General features: G+C 64.7%; 19 protein-coding genes. 12 read left to right on the plus strand and 7 right to left on the minus strand.

Annotation, left to right across the window (positions count from 1 at the left end):
- Nucleotides 1-8: 8 nt before the first annotated feature.
- The 3 genes from QX128_RS29295 to QX128_RS29305 form a co-directional block, all read right to left on the minus strand.
- Entirely contained in the window at nucleotides 9-803 is a 795-nt protein-coding gene (locus QX128_RS29295) for an extracellular solute-binding protein (RefSeq protein WP_315805787.1), read from the minus strand.
- A gap of 158 nt (nucleotides 804-961) precedes the next feature.
- A complete protein-coding gene (locus tag QX128_RS29300) occupies nucleotides 962-2,449 on the minus strand; it encodes an NAD(P)/FAD-dependent oxidoreductase (RefSeq protein WP_316239253.1) in 1,488 nt (495 codons plus the stop codon).
- Between the two features lie 288 nt (nucleotides 2,450-2,737).
- Complete coding sequence (locus QX128_RS29305) at nucleotides 2,738-3,187, minus strand: cupin domain-containing protein (RefSeq protein WP_315805785.1); 450 nt, start codon at nucleotides 3,185-3,187, stop codon at nucleotides 2,738-2,740.
- Nucleotides 3,188-3,318: 131 nt separating this feature from the next.
- On the opposite strand from QX128_RS29305, the gene QX128_RS29310 reads away from it, so the two are divergent.
- Nucleotides 3,319-4,362, plus strand: coding sequence for an AraC family transcriptional regulator (locus tag QX128_RS29310; RefSeq protein ID WP_316239254.1), 1,044 nt, complete (start codon nucleotides 3,319-3,321; stop codon nucleotides 4,360-4,362).
- Here the strand turns inward: QX128_RS29310 and QX128_RS29315 are convergent.
- Nucleotides 4,352-5,572, minus strand: a complete 1,221-nt coding sequence (locus QX128_RS29315; protein WP_316239255.1) for a polyhydroxyalkanoate depolymerase — start codon at nucleotides 5,570-5,572, stop codon at nucleotides 4,352-4,354. The genes QX128_RS29310 and QX128_RS29315 overlap by 11 nt on opposite strands.
- A 190-nt stretch (nucleotides 5,573-5,762) precedes the next feature.
- Between QX128_RS29315 and QX128_RS29320 the strand changes: the two genes are divergently transcribed.
- The 3 genes from QX128_RS29320 to QX128_RS29330 all read left to right on the plus strand — a co-directional run bounded on the left by QX128_RS29320 (nucleotide 5,763) and on the right by QX128_RS29330 (nucleotide 7,978).
- Entirely contained in the window at nucleotides 5,763-6,416 is a 654-nt protein-coding gene (locus QX128_RS29320; protein WP_315805782.1) for a glutathione S-transferase family protein, read from the plus strand.
- A 350-nt stretch (nucleotides 6,417-6,766) separates the two neighbouring features.
- Nucleotides 6,767-7,201, plus strand: coding sequence for a cupin domain-containing protein (locus tag QX128_RS29325; protein WP_315718052.1), 435 nt, complete (start codon nucleotides 6,767-6,769; stop codon nucleotides 7,199-7,201).
- A 315-nt stretch (nucleotides 7,202-7,516) separates the two neighbouring features.
- Complete coding sequence (locus QX128_RS29330) at nucleotides 7,517-7,978, plus strand: HXXEE domain-containing protein (RefSeq protein WP_316239256.1); 462 nt, start codon at nucleotides 7,517-7,519, stop codon at nucleotides 7,976-7,978.
- Nucleotides 7,979-8,001: 23 nt separating this feature from the next.
- Here QX128_RS29330 and QX128_RS29335 read toward each other — a convergent pair whose 3' ends face one another.
- Nucleotides 8,002-8,274, minus strand: coding sequence for a hypothetical protein (locus QX128_RS29335; protein ID WP_315718054.1), 273 nt, complete (start codon nucleotides 8,272-8,274; stop codon nucleotides 8,002-8,004).
- A 185-nt stretch (nucleotides 8,275-8,459) separates the two neighbouring features.
- On the opposite strand from QX128_RS29335, the gene QX128_RS29340 reads away from it, so the two are divergent.
- The 5 genes from QX128_RS29340 to QX128_RS29360 all read left to right on the plus strand — a co-directional run bounded on the left by QX128_RS29340 (nucleotide 8,460) and on the right by QX128_RS29360 (nucleotide 13,257).
- Nucleotides 8,460-8,786 carry a hypothetical protein gene (locus QX128_RS29340; protein WP_315805808.1) on the plus strand — a complete coding sequence of 109 codons (327 nt, stop codon included), beginning with the start codon at nucleotides 8,460-8,462 and terminating at the stop codon, nucleotides 8,784-8,786.
- Between the two features lie 49 nt (nucleotides 8,787-8,835).
- A complete protein-coding gene (locus tag QX128_RS29345) occupies nucleotides 8,836-9,705 on the plus strand; it encodes a GyrI-like domain-containing protein (RefSeq protein ID WP_410053193.1) in 870 nt (289 codons plus the stop codon).
- A 148-nt stretch (nucleotides 9,706-9,853) separates the two neighbouring features.
- Nucleotides 9,854-10,780, plus strand: coding sequence for an SMP-30/gluconolactonase/LRE family protein (locus tag QX128_RS29350; protein WP_316239259.1), 927 nt, complete (start codon nucleotides 9,854-9,856; stop codon nucleotides 10,778-10,780).
- A gap of 185 nt (nucleotides 10,781-10,965) precedes the next feature.
- Nucleotides 10,966-11,559, plus strand: coding sequence for a GNAT family protein (locus tag QX128_RS29355; protein WP_316239260.1), 594 nt, complete (start codon nucleotides 10,966-10,968; stop codon nucleotides 11,557-11,559).
- A 63-nt stretch (nucleotides 11,560-11,622) separates the two neighbouring features.
- A complete protein-coding gene (locus QX128_RS29360) occupies nucleotides 11,623-13,257 on the plus strand; it encodes a GMC family oxidoreductase (protein WP_316239261.1) in 1,635 nt (544 codons plus the stop codon).
- A gap of 318 nt (nucleotides 13,258-13,575) precedes the next feature.
- Here the strand turns inward: QX128_RS29360 and QX128_RS29365 are convergent, their stop codons facing one another.
- The gene (locus tag QX128_RS29365; RefSeq protein ID WP_316239262.1) at nucleotides 13,576-14,721 is read right to left on the minus strand and encodes an ABC transporter substrate-binding protein; all 1,146 of its coding nucleotides are present in this window, start codon (nucleotides 14,719-14,721) and stop codon (nucleotides 13,576-13,578) included.
- Nucleotides 14,722-14,900: 179 nt separating this feature from the next.
- Between QX128_RS29365 and QX128_RS29370 the strand changes: the two genes are divergently transcribed.
- On the plus strand, nucleotides 14,901-15,692 hold the full coding sequence (locus QX128_RS29370; protein ID WP_316239263.1) for a helix-turn-helix transcriptional regulator: 792 nt from the start codon (nucleotides 14,901-14,903) through the stop codon (nucleotides 15,690-15,692).
- An 89-nt stretch (nucleotides 15,693-15,781) separates the two neighbouring features.
- Nucleotides 15,782-16,960, plus strand: coding sequence for a cytochrome P450 (locus QX128_RS29375; protein ID WP_316239264.1), 1,179 nt, complete (start codon nucleotides 15,782-15,784; stop codon nucleotides 16,958-16,960).
- A 45-nt stretch (nucleotides 16,961-17,005) separates the two neighbouring features.
- On the opposite strand, the gene QX128_RS29380 is transcribed toward QX128_RS29375, so the two are convergent.
- The gene (locus tag QX128_RS29380) at nucleotides 17,006-18,685 is read right to left on the minus strand and encodes a PAS domain-containing methyl-accepting chemotaxis protein (protein ID WP_315805772.1); all 1,680 of its coding nucleotides are present in this window, start codon (nucleotides 18,683-18,685) and stop codon (nucleotides 17,006-17,008) included.
- Nucleotides 18,686-18,987: 302 nt separating this feature from the next.
- Between QX128_RS29380 and QX128_RS29385 the strand changes: the two genes are divergently transcribed.
- Nucleotides 18,988-20,124, plus strand: coding sequence for a PAS domain S-box protein (locus QX128_RS29385; protein ID WP_316239265.1), 1,137 nt, complete (start codon nucleotides 18,988-18,990; stop codon nucleotides 20,122-20,124).
- Nucleotides 20,125-20,366: the final 242 nt, after the last annotated feature.

The following is a 20,366-nucleotide window of genomic DNA, read 5'->3' on the forward strand; positions in this document are numbered from 1 at the left end:
CTGCGGCGTCAGTTCGGTGCCCGCCTCACGATCGGATCGAGGCCGCTTTCCGCGATCACGTGACGCGCATCCGGTGATTGCAGGAACTTGATGAGCGCCTTGCCGGCCTCCGGCTCCTTGGCGGCCGTGGCGATGCCGGCGGAGAACACGGTGATCTTCTGCAGTCCGGCCGGCAGCGGCCCGACGATGTCGATGCCCTTCACCGGCTTGAGCTCGCTGATCTGCTGAAAGCCGATCTCCGCTTCGCCCTGGGCGACGATCTCGCCGACGGGAGTGGCCGGAATCATCCGCGCCTTGCCTTTCATCTCGTCCTTGATGCCAAGCCTGTCGAACATCTCGGTGGAGACATAGACGCCGCTGGCGCTGTCCGAATAGGCGATGGTCTTGGCGGCGATCAGCATGCGTTTCACGGCTTCCGCGTTCGAAATATCGGGATGCGGCGTCCCCGACTTGACGGCGACGCCGATCGGCGAGTTGGCGAGGTCCGCACGGCTATCCGGCGTCACCTTGCCCTTGGTGGTGAGATCGCTGAGCGCGTAGCCCACCATGATGAGGACATCGGCAGGTTCGCCACGCTCGAGGCGAACCGGAATCGCATTCGTGGTTGTTCCCATCGACGGGCCGTACGCAATCGCGACCTTGTGACCCGAGCGCCGCTCGAACTCCGGCACCAGGGATTTGAATGCAGCGGTCATGCCGCCGGAGATCATGACGTGAACTTCTGCGGCTTGGGCCGCGGTGGTCAGGAGGAACGCGGCCGAAGCGGCGAGACCGATGGTGCGGAGATGGGTCGAGAGGATCATGGCAGGCTCCGAGGCGAACGGCTGGAGGCCGGGGGCGCTTTGGATAGCCCGACTGTGCCGGGAAGGCCAGCGCCCCGCGGGGCCGGCCATCCCTCCGCAATGCGTCTCGCTCGCGGCGTCACTGTGTCTGCAGCGCGGCGAGACTGTTCGCCGCCACCTCAGCCGGCCTGATAGGCCGGCGCGGATGCGAGAAAGTCGTTATACGCGTCCGCATCGGGCGGCGTGAACATCTCCGCCAATGGATTGCGCCGTCGGCGCCGAGCGCCGATGTCGGCAAGCAGTTCGTCGAAATGCTTGAAGTGATAGGGCGCGACGCAAAGTCCGCCATACACGCCCGCGGCAGGGCGCTCGATCCGCTTGAAATGCAGCATCATCTCGATGTTGTCGCGCATCTCGCGCTCGCTCGGTTGATGCGCCAGCTGTTTGTCGGCGTAGCGCACCAGCCAGTTGGCGGCCATGTCCGCACAGAGCACGGTGCAGAAGCTCGAATTGAAGCCGACGAATCCCATGTCGGGAAGATCGGGATTGGCGATCAGCCGATAGAGCCGGTACTGCCCGTCCGGATCGACCAGTCTGGCGCGGTCGGCATCCGACAGGAATGGGACCCCGAGCTTGTAGCCGATGGCGAGGATCGCGACGTCGGCCGGAATCCGTTCACCGCCGCTGGTCACGATGGTGTTCGGCTCGTAGTGGTCGAAGGTGCCGTAGACCGCCTTGATCCGGCCGTCTGCGACCATCGGGAAGAAGTCGGGCGTGGCGATCGGGACGGAGCAGTTCACGCCGTCCTCGATCCTGCCCTTCGGCACCATGTTGCATTTGGCGAGCTTCAACTGCGTCTTGAGCACGCTCTCCAGGCCGCGCCAATTGGCCCAGACGAGCGGCTTGGCCAGCAGATGGGCAACGCGCGCGAGCGGGCCGATGCCCCAGCTTGCAAACATCTGCTCCTGGGCACGGATATAGAGGATGCGCTTGAAGTTGATCAGACCGCCGACGAAGTAGGGAATGCGCCACACCGCTTCGCGAAGCACGATCGTGACCGAGCGCGCGCCGGCGCGTACGGCGTTGACTGCGATGTCGGTTGCCGATTTCGAGCCGCCGAGGACCACCACGTCGCGCCCCTTCGTGAGCGCGGCATTGTTGTATTTCGAGGAATGCAGGATCAAGCCGCCGGCGGCCGCGAACTGATCTTCGCCGCCAAGCGACAACGTCTGCGGCTCGTTGAACTGACCGGTGCAGACGGCGACGAAATCGAAATCCTCCCGGCTCGTTCGGTCTCCGGTTTTGAGGTCGAGGCTCCATCCAGGCTTGCCGTCGCTGCGGCGCTGCATCGCAAGCACGGTCGTGTTCAACCGCATCAGGCGGACGAGGTCGTGGGATTTCGCGTAGTCGGCAAGATACGCATAGACCTGCGGTCCCTTCGGCCATTCGGGGTAGTGATCCGGCATCGCCTTGTCGGTGTAGCGATAGAGCTCCTTGGGGCTCTGCGTCTGCACGTCGGGATAGGACCGCGCGGGCTCCCAGACGCCACCGAGATCGGCGCTCCGCTCGACGATGGTGACGTCGTGCCCGCGGGCGGTGAATGCTTTGGCTGCTGCCAGGCCGGAGACGCCGGCACCGATCACACAGACATTCTTTCGGCTGATCATGGGACCTCCTTGTTGTCGAGCGCGCAGCCGCGTTCGGGCGGCATTCGCCCGCCGCGCTGCAGAAGCCCGCGAGAGTTCGATGGTGACGAAGGTCGCTCGGCGCGACCGAGACGTGCGATGCCGACGGATGGGTCGGCATCGAAATCAGGGCGAGAAGGATCTCGCCGGTCGCATCTCGTCCGAGCGCAGCGGCTGCTCATGCTGCAGGCGCACGGAGCCGACAGCGATGATCGCGCGCCGTTCGTACCGCAACAATCGGGGGGCGCTCGCTGGGGCCCGCGCTGTCGCCTAGTCGTTGGCCTCCGGCGGCAGGAAGTCGACCTCGTGCTCCGCCGAGATTCGCACCACTTCGGCCGGGTCGGCGAGATTGTGCAGCATGTTGAACAGCGCCTCCAGCTTCTGCATCGGCGAGACCCAGAACAGCGCGCGCGCCGGCTTGTCGGATTTGTTGAAGTAGCCATGCGGAATGCCGCGCGGCATGCGCACGAGGTCGCCGGCATTCGCCTTGACCCAGACGCCGTCGAGCTTGAGGTCGAGTACGCCTTCCTGCACCAGGATGAACTCGTCCTGGGTGGGATGAACGTGAACCGGCACGAACTGCCCGGGCTCGCTGTTGGTCTCGAAGGCGAACGTGGAGTCGGTGACGGCTTTGGGATAATAGAGCTGACCCAGGATATTCCAGGTCTTGCCGGCATAGCCGGTACCTGCGCGCGTGATGCCTTTTTCGAGTGTGATCATGGCGGATCTCCTTGCTGCACGCATGGGAGGATCGAGCCGGGGCCTGCCCAAGTCTATCCGGAAAACGAATCCCTCGACGTCAGTTGCTAATTATTATAGGTTTCAAACGATCTCGACGGGCGATGTAGGCCATGACTGCAGATGCAGCCGCTGATCGTAGTTGGAAGTCACCGGCGGTGCCGCGGCTGACCGCCTATGGTCGTGTTGCAACGCACGATGTCGATGAGGCCGCTGAACAAATAGGCCGCATCTTCTGTCCGCATGGGCTGCAACCGGAGGCGGATACTGCGCGCGATTTCCTCGCTCTGCATAATTGCGCGGCATTCGATGGCTTTTCCATCAACTACGTCGCCTATGGCGGTGCGGTAACCATTGATCCGGGCTGTCTCGACCGCTTCTTCCTGCTGCAGCTCCCCCTGGCGGGGACCGCGCGGGTCTTCGCCGGGACCGGCGAGGTCGCGACGGCGCCGGATCATGCGGCGTCGCTGCTGTCGCCGACATTGCCCACGCGCATGGTCTGGGAGGGGTGCGCTCAGTTGATCCTGTTGCTCGACCGCCGTCTCGTGGAACAGCGCGCAGCAGCGCTGTCCGGGCGCGCGGTGCAACCGATCGAATTCGATCCCGCAATCGCGTTGTCGGGATGTCATGGCTCGCGGCTCCGGGCTCACATGCTCGGGCTCGCCGACCTCGCCGAGCGTCTCGGCGGTGGGCGCGGACTGCCAGCGGTCGCGGCCGCCAATTGGCGCGAGACGCTGCTGGATATTCTGTTCGCGCAGCCGGGAAATGGCCTGGCGGAGGCGATCAGGCTGCATTCCGGCCGGGTCGAGACGCTGCCGCAGGCCGTCCGCTGGGCGCGTGATCTCCTGGCAGCGCACGCAGCCGAACCGCTCGATCTGGCGCAGCTTGCGGCATCGTCAGGCGTGGGGATCCGGGCGCTGCAGGGCGGCTTCCGCCGCCATTTCGGCATGTCGATCTCCGACATGCTGCTCGACATCCGGCTAGCGCGGCTCAATGCGCAATTGATGACGGCTGCGCCAGAGGCGCGGATCATCGACATCGCCTTCGACCTCGGCTTCACCCATCTCGGGCGGATGGCGGGGGCCTATCGCGACAAGTTCGGGGAGGCGCCGTCGGCGACGCTGCAACGCGCACAGCGCGGCCGCTTCACGAATTGACGTGCACGAAATCCCGCAGCAGCGGATAGATCTCGTTGTTCCACTTCTTGCCGCTGAACACGCCGTAATGGCCGACGCCGGCCTGCATGTGATGGACGCGGCGATAGGCGCGCACGTTGGTGCAGATGTCCTGCGCCGAGAGCGTCTGGCCGATCGAGCAGATGTCGTCGCGCTCGCCCTCGACCGTCATCAGGCCGATGCGCCGGACTGCCTTCGGGTCGACGGGACGGCCGCGGTGCATCAGTCTGCCCTGCGGCAGCAGATGGTCCTGGAAGACGTCGCGCACAGTCTCGATGTAGAACTCCGCCGGCAGATCCATCACCGCGAAGTACTCGTCGTAGAAGGTCTTGATCGTCTCGGCCTTATCGACCTCGCCTTTGGCGAGATGGTTGGCGAGATCCATGTGCTGCTTCACGTGTCGCTCGAGATTCATCGAGACGAATGCCGTGAGCTGCACGAAGCCGGGATAGACCTTGCGGAAGGCGCCCCTGCATTGAAAGGGCACGTAGTGGATCAGGTTGTCCTCGAACCAGTCGATCGGCTTGCTCTTGGCGAACTCGTTGACCTTGGTCGGCTGGATCCGCGTATCGATCGGTCCGGCCATCAAGGTCAAGGTGGCCGGCCGCGACGGATGGTTGTCCTCGCACATCACGGCGGTGGCCGCGAGCGCGGAGACCGACGGCTGGCAGATCGCCACCATGTGAGGGCGCGGCCCGAGCTGGCCGAGGAAGGTGATGAGATGATCGGTGTAATCTTCGAGGCCGAAGCGGCCATGATCGCGCGGGATGTCGCGCGGATTGTGCCAGTCTGTGATATAGACGTCGTGATCCTGCAATAGCGTCTTCACGGTACCGCGCAGCAGGGTGGCGAAATGGCCGGACATCGGCGCGACAAGCAGCACCTTGGGCTGATCCGGTGCGGCATCCTTCTTGAAGTGCAGCAGCGAGCCGAACGGCGTCTTGAACGTGACCTCTTCGGTGACGGCGAGCTCGCGGTTGCCGACCATCACGCTGTCGATGCCATAGGCCGGGCGGGCGTAGGTCAAGGCCGAGCGGGAGATCAGCTCGAGCGCGGCGGACAGACGCCGCATGGCGCGGCTGGATAGCCCTGATGGGATCAGGTTGAGATAGCGCATGGCGGCTGCCGCGCTCTGGCGCCACGGCTCGGTCAGGTCCATGTGGTTCTGATAGGCTTGGTACAGCAGCGCCATCGCGTCCGATCCATTACATGCATTGGTGTATGCAATATCGAAGCCAGAGCGGCCGAGTCTTGCCTGAAAAACTGGCATGTCGCTTGCTCGATGAAATCTCTCACATATCCGGCTCCGCCCATCGCGCCGCTTGCACGAGCGGCACGATGGGCGGACGACAATCGACAATGCGGCAACAGGGTAGGGCGACATGGCCAAAGCGACGTTGACCATCAGTAGCAAGAATTACTCGTCGTGGTCGCTGCGCGGATGGCTGCTGGCCAGGTTTGCCGGACTGGATTTTGACGAGGTGATCGTCGGTCCGGACGACGCATCGGCTCGCGCCGAGATCCTGCTGCTGTCGTCCTCGATCCTGGTGCCGTGCCTGCGCCACGATGGTGCGACGATCTGGGATACGCTGGCGATCGGCGAGTATCTCAACGAGACCTTTCCGGAGGCGGGCCTGCTGCCAGCCGACCGCATCCAGCGCGCGCATTGCCGCTCGATTTCGGGCGAGATCCATTCCGGCTTCACGACCCTGCGGGCGTCGCTGCCGGTCAATCTCAAGGGCCACTTTCCGGGCTTCAAGGTCTGGACGCGGGCGCAGGCCGACATCGATCGCATCTGGGCGATCTGGCGCGACTGCCTGGAGAGATCCGGCGGTCCATTTCTGTTCGGCCAGCGCGGCATGGCGGATGCGATGTATGCGCCGGTGGTGACGCGCTTCGTGACTTATGACGTGAAGCTGGAGCCGCAGCTCAGGGCCTATGCCGACCTGATCATGGCGATGCCGGAGATGCAGCAATGGATCGAGGCCGCCAAGGCCGAGCCCGAGGAGATCGAGGAGCTGGAGGTCGAGTACTAGGTGTCCTGCCGTCAGCGGACCATGTCCGCGGCCCTTTGCAGCCGCCGGCCCCGGCGAGAACGGCTCATGTCGCGGGCAGGTGCTGCTCAATTTGAAGCCGGATTTGCGTCCTCTCGGCGCGTGGCGTGAGCTGTCAGCACGTCACCATTGCCGTGTGGCGTCGGCCAAAACCCGGTTGTTGGCAATCAGTTCAGCGCGCGATGCCGTCACGGCCTGCCGATCTTTGCGTTGCGAACAGGGCGTGGCGTGGTTTTCGCATGGCACAATCCGCTTTCGGACGTGGTGGCCGCTGTGGCCGATCGATGGGCCGCAACGGTCGCCGATGTCGCGATCAACCGGTGGAGGCCGTCATGAACCAGCATGCAGTGGTGACCAAGTTCTCGCACGTGAAGCCCGAGGATACCGACTACAAGGGCGGAGGGTTGCGCGACTTCTTTCTGTATCGCGATCTCGGCATCGCCGACGCCACTGGCGGGCAGGTGATCTGCCACCTCGTCAAGGCCAATCCGGATTGTCCGCCGGTGGATGGCACGGGCTGGCATCGCCATGATTGCGATTTCCAGATCGTCATCATGATGAAGGGCTGGGCCCGCTTCATGTACGAGGACAAGCCGACCCTGGTGAAGGCCGGCGACGTCGTGCACCAGCGGCCCGGCATCGTGCACTACCTCTACGATTATTCCCCTGACATGGAATATATGGAGATCGTCAGCCCGGCCGACTTCAAGACGGTCGAGATGCCGCCGGCGACCGACAACGTGCCGCCGGTCACGCCCTGGACCTGAGCGCCTTCTCCGTTAGTCTTTGGCATCCGGTTGGGGCAAGCGGCCGGAGGCGTCTCCTCACGATGTGGTGGGTCGTCTCCGATGTGTCCGACATCTAGCGTGAACAGATCGCGCACCAGATGCGGCGTCCGATTCGGACGCGATTCGTTCCGGCAGCGTTCCAAGGATTAAGACTGCAAGGCAGCGCCGTCGCATTTTGAAACACGGCACGCGCGCTGCCTGTCTCGCGCCTTGGTGCTCCACATTGCCCCTTGCGACCGGTCTGGCGCCGGTCCATCACCCGCAAGGGGAGCATCGATCATGACCTTGACCACATTGGCTTGGCTCGCGCTCGCGGCCTACGGCGCGCATATTCTCGAGGAATACACGTTCGATTGGCGCAATTGGGCGCGTACGGTCATGAAGCTGCCGGTCGAGTGGAGCGACTTCTACGTGACGAACGCGCTTGTTGTCGTGCTCGGCGCGGTGCAGGCAGAGCTTGCCGAGACATGGCCGTCGGCCGCGCTCACCTACGCGGCGCTGATGATCATCAACGCCGTCTTCTTCCACATTCTGCCGTTCCTGCGCAGCGGAGGCAGATTCTCGCCGGGGCTGGCGACGGCGCTGATTCTGTTCTTTCCGATTGCAATTGCAATGTGGCGGCGGGCGTGGGGCGACGGTGTGCTCGACGTTGGAACGGCTGTCCTCGCGGTCGTCGCCGGCGCGCTGCTGATGGCCTATCCGGTCGTGATGCTCAATCTGCGTTCAAAACCATATTTTCGGCAAGACCGGCCCTGAGCAGAACTCAGGGCCCGGCATGATCAATAAGACGAAGCGCGATCGGCAACGAAGCTCGGCTGCGGACGGCGTCCATTGCGCTCGTCAAATCGCGCGCGCGGGAAGCGCCAGCCGATGACGGTGGCTTCGAGCGCGCCGCCGGATTCCTTGTTGTGCCATTTGCCATCAATGTAGAAACAGGGGAACGGCAGTTGGTAGGTGCCGCTGTGATCCTCGCACAGCACCTCGACCGTCTGTCCGGGCGGCGGCTCACCGCTGCCGTCGAATTGCGCCAGCCGTTTTTCGCGCGTAGCCATTCTGTCCATCTCCCTAAAAACGGGTCCCGGCCGGAACTTCAATGCGCGATTGAGGTCTCAGTATGGTATCAATCAGGAAACTCCTTCAGTTCCACGCAAAATCATGTGTTGGGCAAGCCAATGAGAAAATTGTGATGCGAAGAATCGTTGCTGCGGGAATCATTTTTGCCGCGAGTGTGCTCGCGATGTGTGTGAGTTCTGCCGCATATGCGCAGGATATTCCGGGCATCGAGATATGCACTGCAGAAAAGGCGATGGATCGTCGGACATCATGTCTGCAGAGCAACATCGATTTCCTGCAGAAGACGATGACCAAGCAAGCGCTCGATCAGCAGCAGAAGCTCGATGCGGCGAATCGGCAGATCCAGGCGCTGAAGGCTGCGCTGATCTCGCAGCAGGGCCTGATCGACGAACTGAAGGCGTCGCAGGCGAAGCTTGCGGACGAACTGAGGAAGAAGGCCGATGCGCCGGGCGCCAAGGACGCGGCGCCGGCGAAGCCGGCCGGCAAATAGCACGGTCCGCAGCGCAATAACGATCAAGCGCACGAGGACGTCCGCGCGCATGATCGGCCGCTTCGACAAGGAGAGGCGCGTGTCCAACAACCCGGCCGAGAGGGCGCTCTGGTTCATCGAGAGCCATCTGTCGGCGCCGTTGACGTTGGATGATGTCGCTGCCATTGCCGGCGTGTCGCGCTTCCACATCGTGCGCGCGTTCGCGGCGGCGACCGGCGTCTCGGTGATGCGCTATGTCAGGCTGCGCCGTCTCAGCGAGGCGGCACGGGCTCTGGCCTCGGGAGCGCCGGACATTCTCAGTCTCGCGCTCGAGGCCGACTACGGCTCCCACGAAGCGTTCACGCGCGCGTTCCGCGACCAGTTCGGCGTCACGCCGGAATCGGTGCGCGCCAGCTCACGCCTCGATGGCCTGTCGCTTCAGGAGCCGATCATGATGGACCAGACCCCGCTCGCCGATCTCGTCGCACCACGTTTCGTCACGGCCAAGCCGCTGCTCGTTGCCGGTGTGGCCGAGCGCTTCAGCCATGACAACGGGGCCGGCATTCCGGCGCTCTGGCAGCGCTTCCACCTGGTCGAGCAGGATATCCCGGCGCGCGTCAGCGACGTCGCTTACGGCGTCTGCTGCAACGGTGACGATGCCGGAAACTTCGACTATATCGCAGGCGTCGCGGTCGCCGACTTCTCCAACCTGCCGCACAGCTTCGCCAAGGTTCGGATTCCCGCGGCCACCTTTGCCGTGTTCGCTCATCCGGGCCACGTCTCGACCATCCGTCGCACCGTCAGCACGATCTGGAATCACTGGCTGCCGCAATCGGGCTGCACGGTCGCCGACGCACCGAATTTCGAACGCTACGATCAGCGCTTCGATTCCAGGACCGGTGATGGCGGCTTCGAGATCTGGGTTCCGGTGATTCGCTGAGGCGTTCCCGAATTGTGTCGAGACGCTGCAGGCCAGCCCTGCGGCGCCGGACCGCGCCGATTGCTTGGCAAGTAGCGGCACGTTTGCGATAACCTCACGCCTAACAACAATGCGCCGCAGCGCGGCGACGAAAGCGGGAGGTCGTCCGATGTCCGACATGCGCGTGCTCGCCACCGATCTGGAATTTCCGGAAGGGCCCGTGGTGATGCCCGACGGCTCGGTGGTGCTGGTCGAGATCCGCGGAAAGCGCCTGACGCGGGTGTTTCCCGACGGCCGCAAGGAGATCGTGGCGCAGATTCCGGGGGGGCCGAATGGCGCGGCGCTGGGGCCCGACGGCAAGATCTACATCTGCAACAACGGCGGTTTCTCGTGGATTCCGACCGGCAAGACGATCATGCCAGGCCCGCAGCCCGAGGACTATCTCGGCGGCTCGATCCAGCGCGTCGATCTGCAGAGCGGCAAGATCGAGACCATTGTCAGCCGCTGCGGCGAGCACGCGCTGCGCGGGCCGAACGATCTGGTGTTCGACCGTCACGGCGGCCTGTGGTTCTCGGACCTCGGCAAGCGCCGCGCCCGCGACATGGACGTCGGCGCGTTCTATTACCTCAAGCCGGGCATGAGCGAGATCGTCGAGGCCGTCCACGGCATCCTGCCGGCCAACGGCATCGGCCTGTCGCCGGACGAGAAGACCGTCTACATCGCGGAGACGCCGACCGCGCGGCTCTGGGCCTACGATCTCTCCGAGCCCGGCACCGTGAAGCCGCGCGAGGTCATCTATCGCGGCGAGCGCGGCCGCCCGATCGCGGGGCTCGGCGGCTACCAGATGTTCGATTCGCTCGCGGTCGAGGCGAACGGCAATGTCTGCGTCGCCACGCTGGTGACCGGCTGCATCAGCGTGATCGCGCCCGACGGCACGCTGGTCGAGCAGGTGCCGACCGGTGACCGCGTTACGACGAACATCGCCTTCGGCGGTCCCGAGCTGAAGACGGCCTACATCACGCTGTCGGGCCGGGGCGAGTTGGTGGCGATGGACTGGCCCCGGCCGGGCCTGCCGCTGAATTTTCTGAACAAGTGAATGCGGCTGGGCATCGTCATCACGGCGCGCCGGTGATAACCAGCTGGCTGGAACGTCGTCGGAATTGCTCTTCATGGTGAGGAGCGCCGCAGGCGCGTCTCGAACCATGAGGCCTCCATCGTGGCCTCATCCTTCGAGACGCAGCGCTTGCGGCTGCTCCTCAGGATGAGGGGAAGGAGTCTTTGATGCCTTTTCTCGAACCAGTCACCCTCCGCGGCCCGCATGCGAGCCTTCTGCCGCTGTCGGCGGATCATCACGACGCGCTGGTCGAGGCCGTCAGTGACGGCGAATTGTGGAACCTGTGGTACACCGCAGTTCCGAAACCCGAGACCATGGCCAAGGAGATCGAGCGTCGGCTCGGCCTGCTCGCGGCCGGCAGCATGCTGCCGTTCACGGTGCTCGATGCCAATGGCCGCGTCGCCGGCATGACCACCTACATGAACGTCGACGCCGCCAACCGCCGCGTCGAGATCGGCTCGACCTGGTATGCGAAGCGCGTGCAGCGCAGTGCGCTCAACACGCAGTGCAAGCGGCTCTTGCTGGCGCACGCCTTCGAGGCCATGGACTGCATCGCGGTCGAGTTCCGCACCCATTTCTTCAACCACCAGAGCCGCCGCGCCATCGAGCGGCTCGGCGCCAGGCAGGACGGCATTTTGCGCAGCCACCAGATCGCGCCGAACGGCACGCTGCGGGATACCGTCGTCTACAGCATCACCGCAGCCGAATGGCCGACCGTGAAGGCGCATCTCGACTACCAATTGAATGACAAGCCGCGCTGACCGCGCTATGGCCGCTTGCCGCCTCGCGCGGCTGATGACGATGAGACCGGGACGAACGACCAGATGGATACCTTCGACTATGTGATCGTGGGCGCCGGCTCCGCCGGCTGCGTGCTGGCGAGCCGCCTCAGCGAGGACCCTGAGGTCACGGTGTGCGTGCTGGAGGCGGGGCCGCGCGACTGGCATCCCTACATCCATCTGCCGGCCGGCTTCATCAAGACCTTCTACATGAAGAGCATCAACTGGGGCTATCAGCAGGAGCCGGGGCCCTACACGGCCGGGCGCAGCATCTACGCGCCGCGCGGCAAGACGCTCGGCGGCTCCTCCTCGATCAACGGCCATGTCTACAATCGCGGTCAGCGCCAGGACTTCGACACCTGGGCGCAGATGGGCAATCGCGGCTGGAGCTATTCCGACGTGCTGCCGAATTTCAAGCGCATGGAGAAGCGCATCGGCGCCGGCGAGGACCAGTATCGCGGCCGCGACGGCAACCTCATCGTGACCACCATGGAGTGGAAGGACACGCTGTGCGAGGCCTTCATGGATGGCGCTGTCTCGCTCGGCATCCCGCGCAACCCGGACTACAACGGCGCGATTCAGGAAGGCGTCTCCTACGTCCAGCGCACCATCCAGAACGGCCGCCGCGTGTCGTCGGCGACCGCATTCCTGCGTCCGGCCAGCAAGCGGCCGAACGTCGAGGTTCGCACCCACGCCCATGCCACCGGCGTTGTGCTGGAAGGCAAACGCGCGGTCGGCGTGCGCTATCATCGCGGCGGGCGCGGCGGCGTGCCGGTCGAGGTGCGCGCGCGTAAAGAGGTGATCCTGTCCGGTGGTGCCTATAATTCGCCGCAGCTCTTGCAGCTCTCCGGCATCGGCGCGCCCGAGCTGCTGCAGGAGCACGGCATCGAGGTGCGTCATGCACTCCGAAGCGTCGGCGAGGGCCTGCAGGACCATTACGCGCCCCGCACGGTGGCGCGTGTCAAGAACATCAAGACCGTCAACGAGCTCGCGCGCGGCCTCAATCTGTGGGGCGAGGCGCTGAAATGGGCGGTGACGCGGCGCGGCATCCTGTCGCTGTCGCCGACCATGGTCTACTGCTTCTGGCATTCCGGCGAGACCGCCGAAAGCTCCGACCTGCAGCTCACCTTCACGCCGGCAAGCTACAAGGAGGGCGTGCAGGGCCAGCTCGAGGACGAGCCCGGCATGACGGTGGCGTCCTGGCAGCAGCGCCCGGAGAGCCGCGGCTATGTGCGGCTGCGCTCGGCGGATCCGTTCGCGCCGCCGCTGATCCAGACCAACTATCTCACCGCCGAGCTCGACCGCCGCGTGGTCGTCGCCGGCATGAAGCTGGCGCGTCGCCTGCTGGCCTCGGCCCCGCTCGCGCCGTACTATGCTTACGAGGATTTTCCGGGACCGAAGGTGAACAGCGACGACGAGTTCCTGGCCGCGGCGACGCAGCGCGCCACCACCACCTTCCATCCCGGCTGCTCCTGCCGGATGGGACCGGCGGACTCGACCTGGGCCACGGTCGACGACCAGCTCCGCGTCCATGGTCTCGAGGGCCTGCGCGTCGCCGACGCCTCGATCATGCCGCGCATGATCTCCGCCAACCTCAACGCTGCGACCTTGATGATCGGCGACAAGGCGGCGGATTTGATCTTGGGCAAGGGCGACGCGGGAGAGCGGCTGTCGGCGTAAGCGGCGGGCTCACTCAGCGCGGAAGCAGCTCTATCCGTCGCTCTCTTGTCAGCTGAATTCGAGCGCTCGCGGAATGGTCGGTGCGTTCCCTCTCCCCGTTCTTACGGGGAGAGGGGTGGGGTGAGGAGCAGCCGCACGGGTGGTGCTATCGCTCTGCGACCCGGAGCCGTCGTGCTCGTCCGATGGACCGGTGATCCTGGCCGCTGATGTGCCATGCCCCTCACCCGGATTGCTGCGCAATCCGACCTCTCCCCGCAACGGGCGGGGAGAGGTTGCACCGCCCGTGCTGAAATAGTCGGGCCGACAACGCGACGTTACCTACTTCACCAGCCTGAACCTCCCGCCCTCGACCTTGATCAGGAACGCCGAGCGTTCGTCGTAGCCGTTGTGGTCGGTCGGGCTCATGTTGGAGAGGCCGTTGTTGAGATAGACATCCTTGCCGCGCTCGAGTTCGTCGCGCAGCGCGGCGCGGAATTCCGGCGTGCCGGGCTTGGCGGCCTTCAGCGCGCCGGGAATGGCGCCCTTGAGCAGGGTCGCGGTGTCCCACACATGCGCGGCAAAAATGTTGGGCTTGTCGCCATTGGCGGCCTGATAGGCGGAGACGAACGCCTCGTTGGCGCGGCGGAACGGATCCTCGGGCGCCAGATCGTCGGCGATCGAGAACGCTTCGCCGGCGAAGATCGCACCCTCGACATTCTCCTTGCCGAGCTTGATGAACTCCTGCGTCGCGACGCCATGGGTCTGGAAGATCTTGCCGGCATAGCCGCGCTCGCGCAGTGCCTGCTGCGGCAGCACGGCCGGCGTGCCGGCCGAGGCGATGAACACCGCGTCCGGATTGGTGGCAATCACCTTGAGCGCCTGGCCGGTGACGCTGGTGTCGCCGCGCGCATAGACCTCGTGGGTGGTCACCGTGAGCCCGAGCTTCGGCGCGAGCCTCGTCACCTCCTGATAGTAGCCCTCGCCATAGCCGTCGGACACGCCGATGAAGCCGAGCGTCTTCACCCCGCTCTTGGCGATGTATTTGAGCATGGCCGCGGCCATGATGTCGTCATTGGGCACCACCTTGAATGCCCATTTGCGCTTGTCGTCCATCGGCTGCACGATCGCGGTCGAGGCCGCCAGCGACAGCAGCGGCGTCCTGCTCTCGAGCGCGACGTCGAGCATCGGCATCGTCACCGGCGTCAGCGACGAGCCGATGATCACGTCGACGCCGTCCTGGATCACCAGCCGCCGCGCGTTCTGCAAGCCCTTGACGCTGTCGGACTCGTCGTCGAGCGCGATGTAGACGATCCTCTCGCCGCCGATCTCCTTCGGCAGCGCGGCCACTGCCTTGAGCTGCGGCTGGCCGAGCGCCGAGCCGGGTCCGGTTGCGGACACCACGACACCGACCTTGATGTCGGCCCGCGCGGGCGCGCCGAACGCCATCGTTGCAGCAATTCCGATCGCCGTGAGCGCGGCTCTCATCGTGTATCCTCCCCGTTGAGCGTGCTCGGCGCGTTGACTGGCCGAGACTTTGGCCGATGAGCGTAGCCGGACCGGCGGCCCCGTGTCTGTCCCCGTGGTTGGTGACGCAGGGCGCGGCGCTTCCAGCCGAGGCGGGTTGCTGCTAGGTTTCGGCGAACAAAAAGATCCGGGAGGAACGCATGGAGGCTCAGGAGCCTGGCATCGAGGCGGCCGGCGCCGTCGGCGCGATGGTGCTCGCGATCGGACAGCCCGCATTTCCGCAGGTCCTGATCGAGACGTTGCGCATTGTTGCCGATGTCGGCCACTGCATGGTGTTCGCCTTCGAGGACCAGCGCTCGGCGCGCTGTCTGCTCAGCACGGGGAACATCGCGATCGGGCCCGACCTCGGCGCGGCGTATTCGGAGCACTTCCACACCGCCGATCCGAACCGGGACACGATCTTTCGCGAGCGCGCGGACACCAGCCACATCCTGCTGCCGAACTTCGCGCGCCGCATGTACCCGAAGGGCTACCGCAAGCTGTTCTTCGAGGACTCCGAGATCGTCGACAAGGCCGCCACCGCGATCTGGGTCGGCAAGCACTGCACCTACGTGAATTTCTATCGCACGGCCGCGCAAGGCGGCTTCGCGCCGGACGAGCGCGAGCGCATCACCGCGGTTGCCCCGATCGTGGCGGCCATCGTCGCGCGGCACTGCCAGGCTCGCGCCGCCGCGCTGGATCCCGCCGACAAATTTGCCTTGCTGTTCGCCGCCGGCGGTCCGCTGTCGGTGCTGACCGCGCGGGAGAAGGACGTCTGCCGGCGCATCCTCGAGGGCTTCACCTCGGAGGCGATCGCCGGAGATCTCGGCATCGCCCTCAACTCCGTCTTCACCTATCGCAAGCGCGCCTATGAGAAGCTGGGCATCGCCTCGCAGAACGAGCTGTTCGCGATTGCGCTGCGCCTGATGGCGACACCGCGGCCGCTGAACTGAGCAAGGAGGCTCACCTGCTGTCACCCATCACCGGGACAGACGTCGCCCGCGCGCGCGGCTAGCTTGCGCCGTCCGACTGGAGATCGACAGTGAGCACAGCACCGCGCTTCAACATCGATACCGCCACCTTCTGGGCCGATCCCTATCCGGCGCTGGCGCGCATGCGCCAGGAGGCGCCGATCGCCTTCGTGCCGCAGCTCGGCAGCACGCTGTTGTGCCGCCGCGACGACATCTTCGTCTCCGAAAAGCAGATCGACGTCTTCAGCTCGCATCAGCCGCAGGGCCTGATGAACCGGCTGATGGGTCACAACATGATGCGCAAGGATGGCGCGGCGCACATGGCGGAGCGTCAGGCGATCGCGCCGGCGGTGTCGCCGCGCGCCGTGCGCGTGCACTGGCTGGCGCAGTTCCAGGCGCACGCCGACCGGCTGATCGATGCGCTCGATCCGGCCACGGATGTCGATCTCGTCGGCGATTTCGCTCTGCCGTTCTCGGCCGAGTGCCTGAAGCTGATCACCGGCCTCACCAACATGCGCTTCCAGGACATGAATGCGTGGTCGCAGGCGATGATCGACGGCATCGCCAACTACACCGGCGATCCCGCGGTCGAGGCGCGTTGCAACGCCGCGACCGCCGGCATCGATGCCGCGATCGACGACATGCTGCCGGTGCTGGAGAAGACCCCGAACCAGAGCCTGCTTGGCGTGATGCTCGCCACGCAAATGCCGATGGAGAGCATCCGCGCCAACATCAAGCTCGCCATCTCGGGCGGCCAGAACGAACCGCGCGACGCGATCGCCGGCACGGTGTGGGCGCTGCTGACGCATCCCGAGCAGCTCGCGCTGGCCATCACTGGCGAGGTGCGCTGGCTCCAGGTGTTCGAGGAATATGCCCGCTGGATCTCGCCGATCGGCATGTCGCCGCGGCGGATCGCCAGGCCATGGAGCATCCGCGACGTCGCCTTCGAGCCGGAGGAGCGCGTGTTCCTGATGTTCGGCTCGGCCAACCGCGACGAGGCGCATTTCACCGATCCCGATCGCTTCGACATCCGCCGCGACGTCTCCAAGAGCATCGCCTTCGGCGCAGGCCCGCATTTCTGCGCGGGCGCCTGGGCCTCGCGCGCGATGATCGCCGACGTCGCGCTGCCGACGCTGTTCGCGCGGCTCAAGGACCTGCGCCTGCGTGACACCGAGCCGGTGCGCATCGGCGGCTGGGCGTTTCGCGGTCTGCTCAATCTGCCGGTGACCTGGGACGCGACGCGGGATTGATCCTGGCCGCGGCCCTCGCGGGGAAGCGCCGCGCTCGGGCGGTCTCTACGCCCTGCCTGCTGCGATCGCCTGCGCCTCTGCGGCTGCGCGCTGCATGCTGGACGACATCTCGCCGGTGACCGTGCTCTGCTCCTCGACGGCGGCGGCGGTCGAGGTGACGTATTCGCTGACGTTCTGGATCTCGACCTTGATCGCGTTCAGCGCATTCACGACCTCGCTGGAGATCCCGTTCAGTCCGGAGATCTCCGCGCCGATCTTGTCGGTGGCGGCCTTGGCCTGCGTGGCGAGATTCTTGACCTCCGACGCGACCACGGCAAAGCCGCGGCCGGCATCGCCGGCGCGCGCCGATTCGATCGTGGCATTGAGCGCCAGCAGGTTGATCTGCCCGGTGATGTTGCCGATCAGTTCGACGATGCCGCTCATCGCCTGTGTCGCCTCGCTCAACCGCTTGGCTTGCGAATCGGCTGAGGCGACCCGGTCAGCCGCCCCCATGGCGGTCTCGCGCGACTTGGTCATGGCCTCGGAAATCTCGCGCACCGAGGCGTTCAACTCCTCGGCACCCGCCGCGACGGACTCCATCATGCCGCGGACGCGCTCATTGCCCATCCGCACCAGCACCTGCTTGGTGACGTCGGTGGCGTACTTCACGACCTTGAACGGCTTGCCGTTGAGGTCGAGGATTGGATTGTAGGAGGCCTGAATCCAGACCTCGCGACCGCCCTTTCCGATCCGCTTGTATTCCGATGCCTGATATTCGCCGCGGTTCAGGGCGGCCCAGAAGTTGCGATAGGCCGGACTGTCGCGCTCCGACGGATCGACGAACATCGAATGGTGACGGCCCTTGATCTCGGACAGCGTATAGCCGAGCGCCTGCAGGAAATTGTCGTTGGCGTTGATGATGGTGCCGTCCAGTTCGAACTCGATCACGGCCTGCGATTTGCTGATGGCGGCGATCTGTCCGGCGAGATCGGCATTCCGAAGCTTCTGGGCGGTCACGTCGGTGGCGAACTTGACGACCTTGAAGGGCTTTCCGTTCTGATCGAACACCGGATTATAGGACGCCTGAATCCAGACCTCCTTGCCGCCCTTTCCGATCCGCTTGTATTCTGCGGCCTGGTATTCGCCGCGGTTCAGGGCGGCCCAGAACTCGCGATAGCCGGCACTGTCGCGCTCCTGCGGCGAAACGAAGATGCTGTGATGCTTGCCTTGGATCTCCGGCAGGCTGTAGCCAAGCGCATGCAGAAAGTTGTCGTTGGCGGTGACGATCGTGCCGTCCAGGTTGAATTCGATCACGGCCTGTGATCGGCCGATGGCCGCGACCTGGGCGCTGTAGTCGAGGTTCTGCAGCCGCACGCTCGCGTCGGACCACTCGACGACCGTTCCGGCGCGGGTTCCATCCGGGTGTTTCAAGGGCTGCGCGACCAGATCGAACGTCCACTTGCCGATCTTGATGGTGGCCCGGTGCTCGGAGGTAAGGGCCTGCAGCATGCGGCGCTGGTGCGTCGGGTCCTTGTGGAACACGTCGATGTTGGTGCCGATGAGTCCGTCGACGCGGAAGTTCGGCAATTGCGTCTTGAGATCGGCCTCCGCCTCACGCATCAGCGCCCTTACCGCCTCGTTCATGTAGACGATGTTGAGCTTGTCGTCAGCGACCATCACCTTCGCGGTGATCGCGTTTGCGGCCAGGGCGGCCAGGGATGCAGCGTTGTTCTTGCGGCCAAACATGATGGTCTCCTGTGCAAACGATCACGTCAGCGATGTGCACATGCTCGTGATCACGCGGCAGTTGCCGCGATCCGGAGACGGCGCTGATTGTGATCATTCCAGAACTCGATGATCCCCCGTAGATTTCCGGGGCTTTATTCAATCTAACAGATCGTCAGTAAGATTCGGTTAGGCTGCAATCTGCAGCGATGTTCTGATTGTGCAGGAATGGCCGTGAATCTGCGGGGCGTGTTCAGGTGTCGCAGGCCGGGATTGCCTTAGATCAAGATCGAGATGATCCTCGGCGCTAGGCTCCATCCGGATTGGATGGTATCGGCTTCGACATGCCAGGGAAGGACATTGCCGAAATCATAGCGGTGCCGAGGGTGTTTCTGGACAGCCTCGGCATCGGCATCTCGATCGTCGACAGTGCGACGGGACATGTCCGGTTTGCGAACGCCGAATGCTGCCGGATCGTTGGATACACGCTGGAGCAGCTCAAGTCCGGTGGGCTGACCTTTGTCGATCTGACCCATCCAGAGGACCGGGAGCGCAATCGACTGCAGCACGAAAAGCTGCTTGCAGGCGAGATCGCGACTTATCAGCTCGACAAGCGCTACTTCCGGCGGGACGGAAGCGTCGTCTGGGGACGTGTGACCGTCAATCCGATCAGGGACGCCAGGGGCCGCCTGAAGTGGTTCTGCGCCGTGGTCGAAGACATCACGACAACCAGGATCCTGGAAGAACAGCTTTCAGCCGCGGAGAAGCTCGCTGGGTTGTCGACGTTCAACCTGATCGTCGATGCAGACGATTCCAAGGGAGATTTTCCGCCGGCGCCGCCATCGTCGCTGCGCGACATGCTGTGCCACGTGCATCCCGAGGATCGGAACGGGCTCGAGCAGGCCATCCGTCGCGCGATCATGAAGCGAACCGGCTACACGCGCGACTACCGGGTGCTTGGCAAAGCCGGTGCGGTGCGCTGGGTCCGTGGCATGGCGACCTCTGTCTACAGCCCGTCCGACGGACGAACCCATCTCGTCGGCGCGACGATCGACGTCACCACGGATCATCTCGATCGCGATGGCCAGGTGCCGGAGTCCATTCGCAGGATCCTGGAACACATTGAGACGAACTGGGATCAGAAGATATCGATCCAGCAGCTCGCGGTTCGCTACGGCGTCAGCCCTCGCACGCTCTATCAGTACTTCGCGAAGAGCGGCGTCTCCTTGGCCGAGAAGATCAAGCTGACGCGAATCCAACATGCGCACCGCTTGCTGTACGATGCGAAAGCAGGTGACACGGTGACGTCGATCGCCTTGCGATGTGGCTTCAGCAATCCCGGGCATTTCGCCAGGGAGTATCGAAAGATCTACGGTGAGACGCCGTCGGAAAGTCTGAGGCAGGCGTCATTGCCGCTTGCGGCGCGGGGGGAAGCCGCCGCTGCTCCGTCCGTCCGCTGATTGTCAGCCGATCTTCACGGCTTCACATCTGGATGGAGCGCCGGCCAGATGTGCCCGACGGGCAATCTCCGCATGCTTCGTATGCGCGAAATGCCCGTCGAGTTAGTTTGCCGCAGCCGCGCCGGCTTGCGTCGTCGGGCAAATCAGGACGATGGTCTTGCCCATCCCGCCTCGAGCAGAGGGACGTACGCGTCGTCACGAACGTGGAGGCGGGCTGCGATGGACGTGACGGCTGTGCCAGA

The sequence above is a fragment of the Bradyrhizobium sp. SZCCHNR1015 genome, from assembly GCF_032489875.1.
Lineage (GTDB): Bacteria > Pseudomonadota > Alphaproteobacteria > Rhizobiales > Xanthobacteraceae > Bradyrhizobium.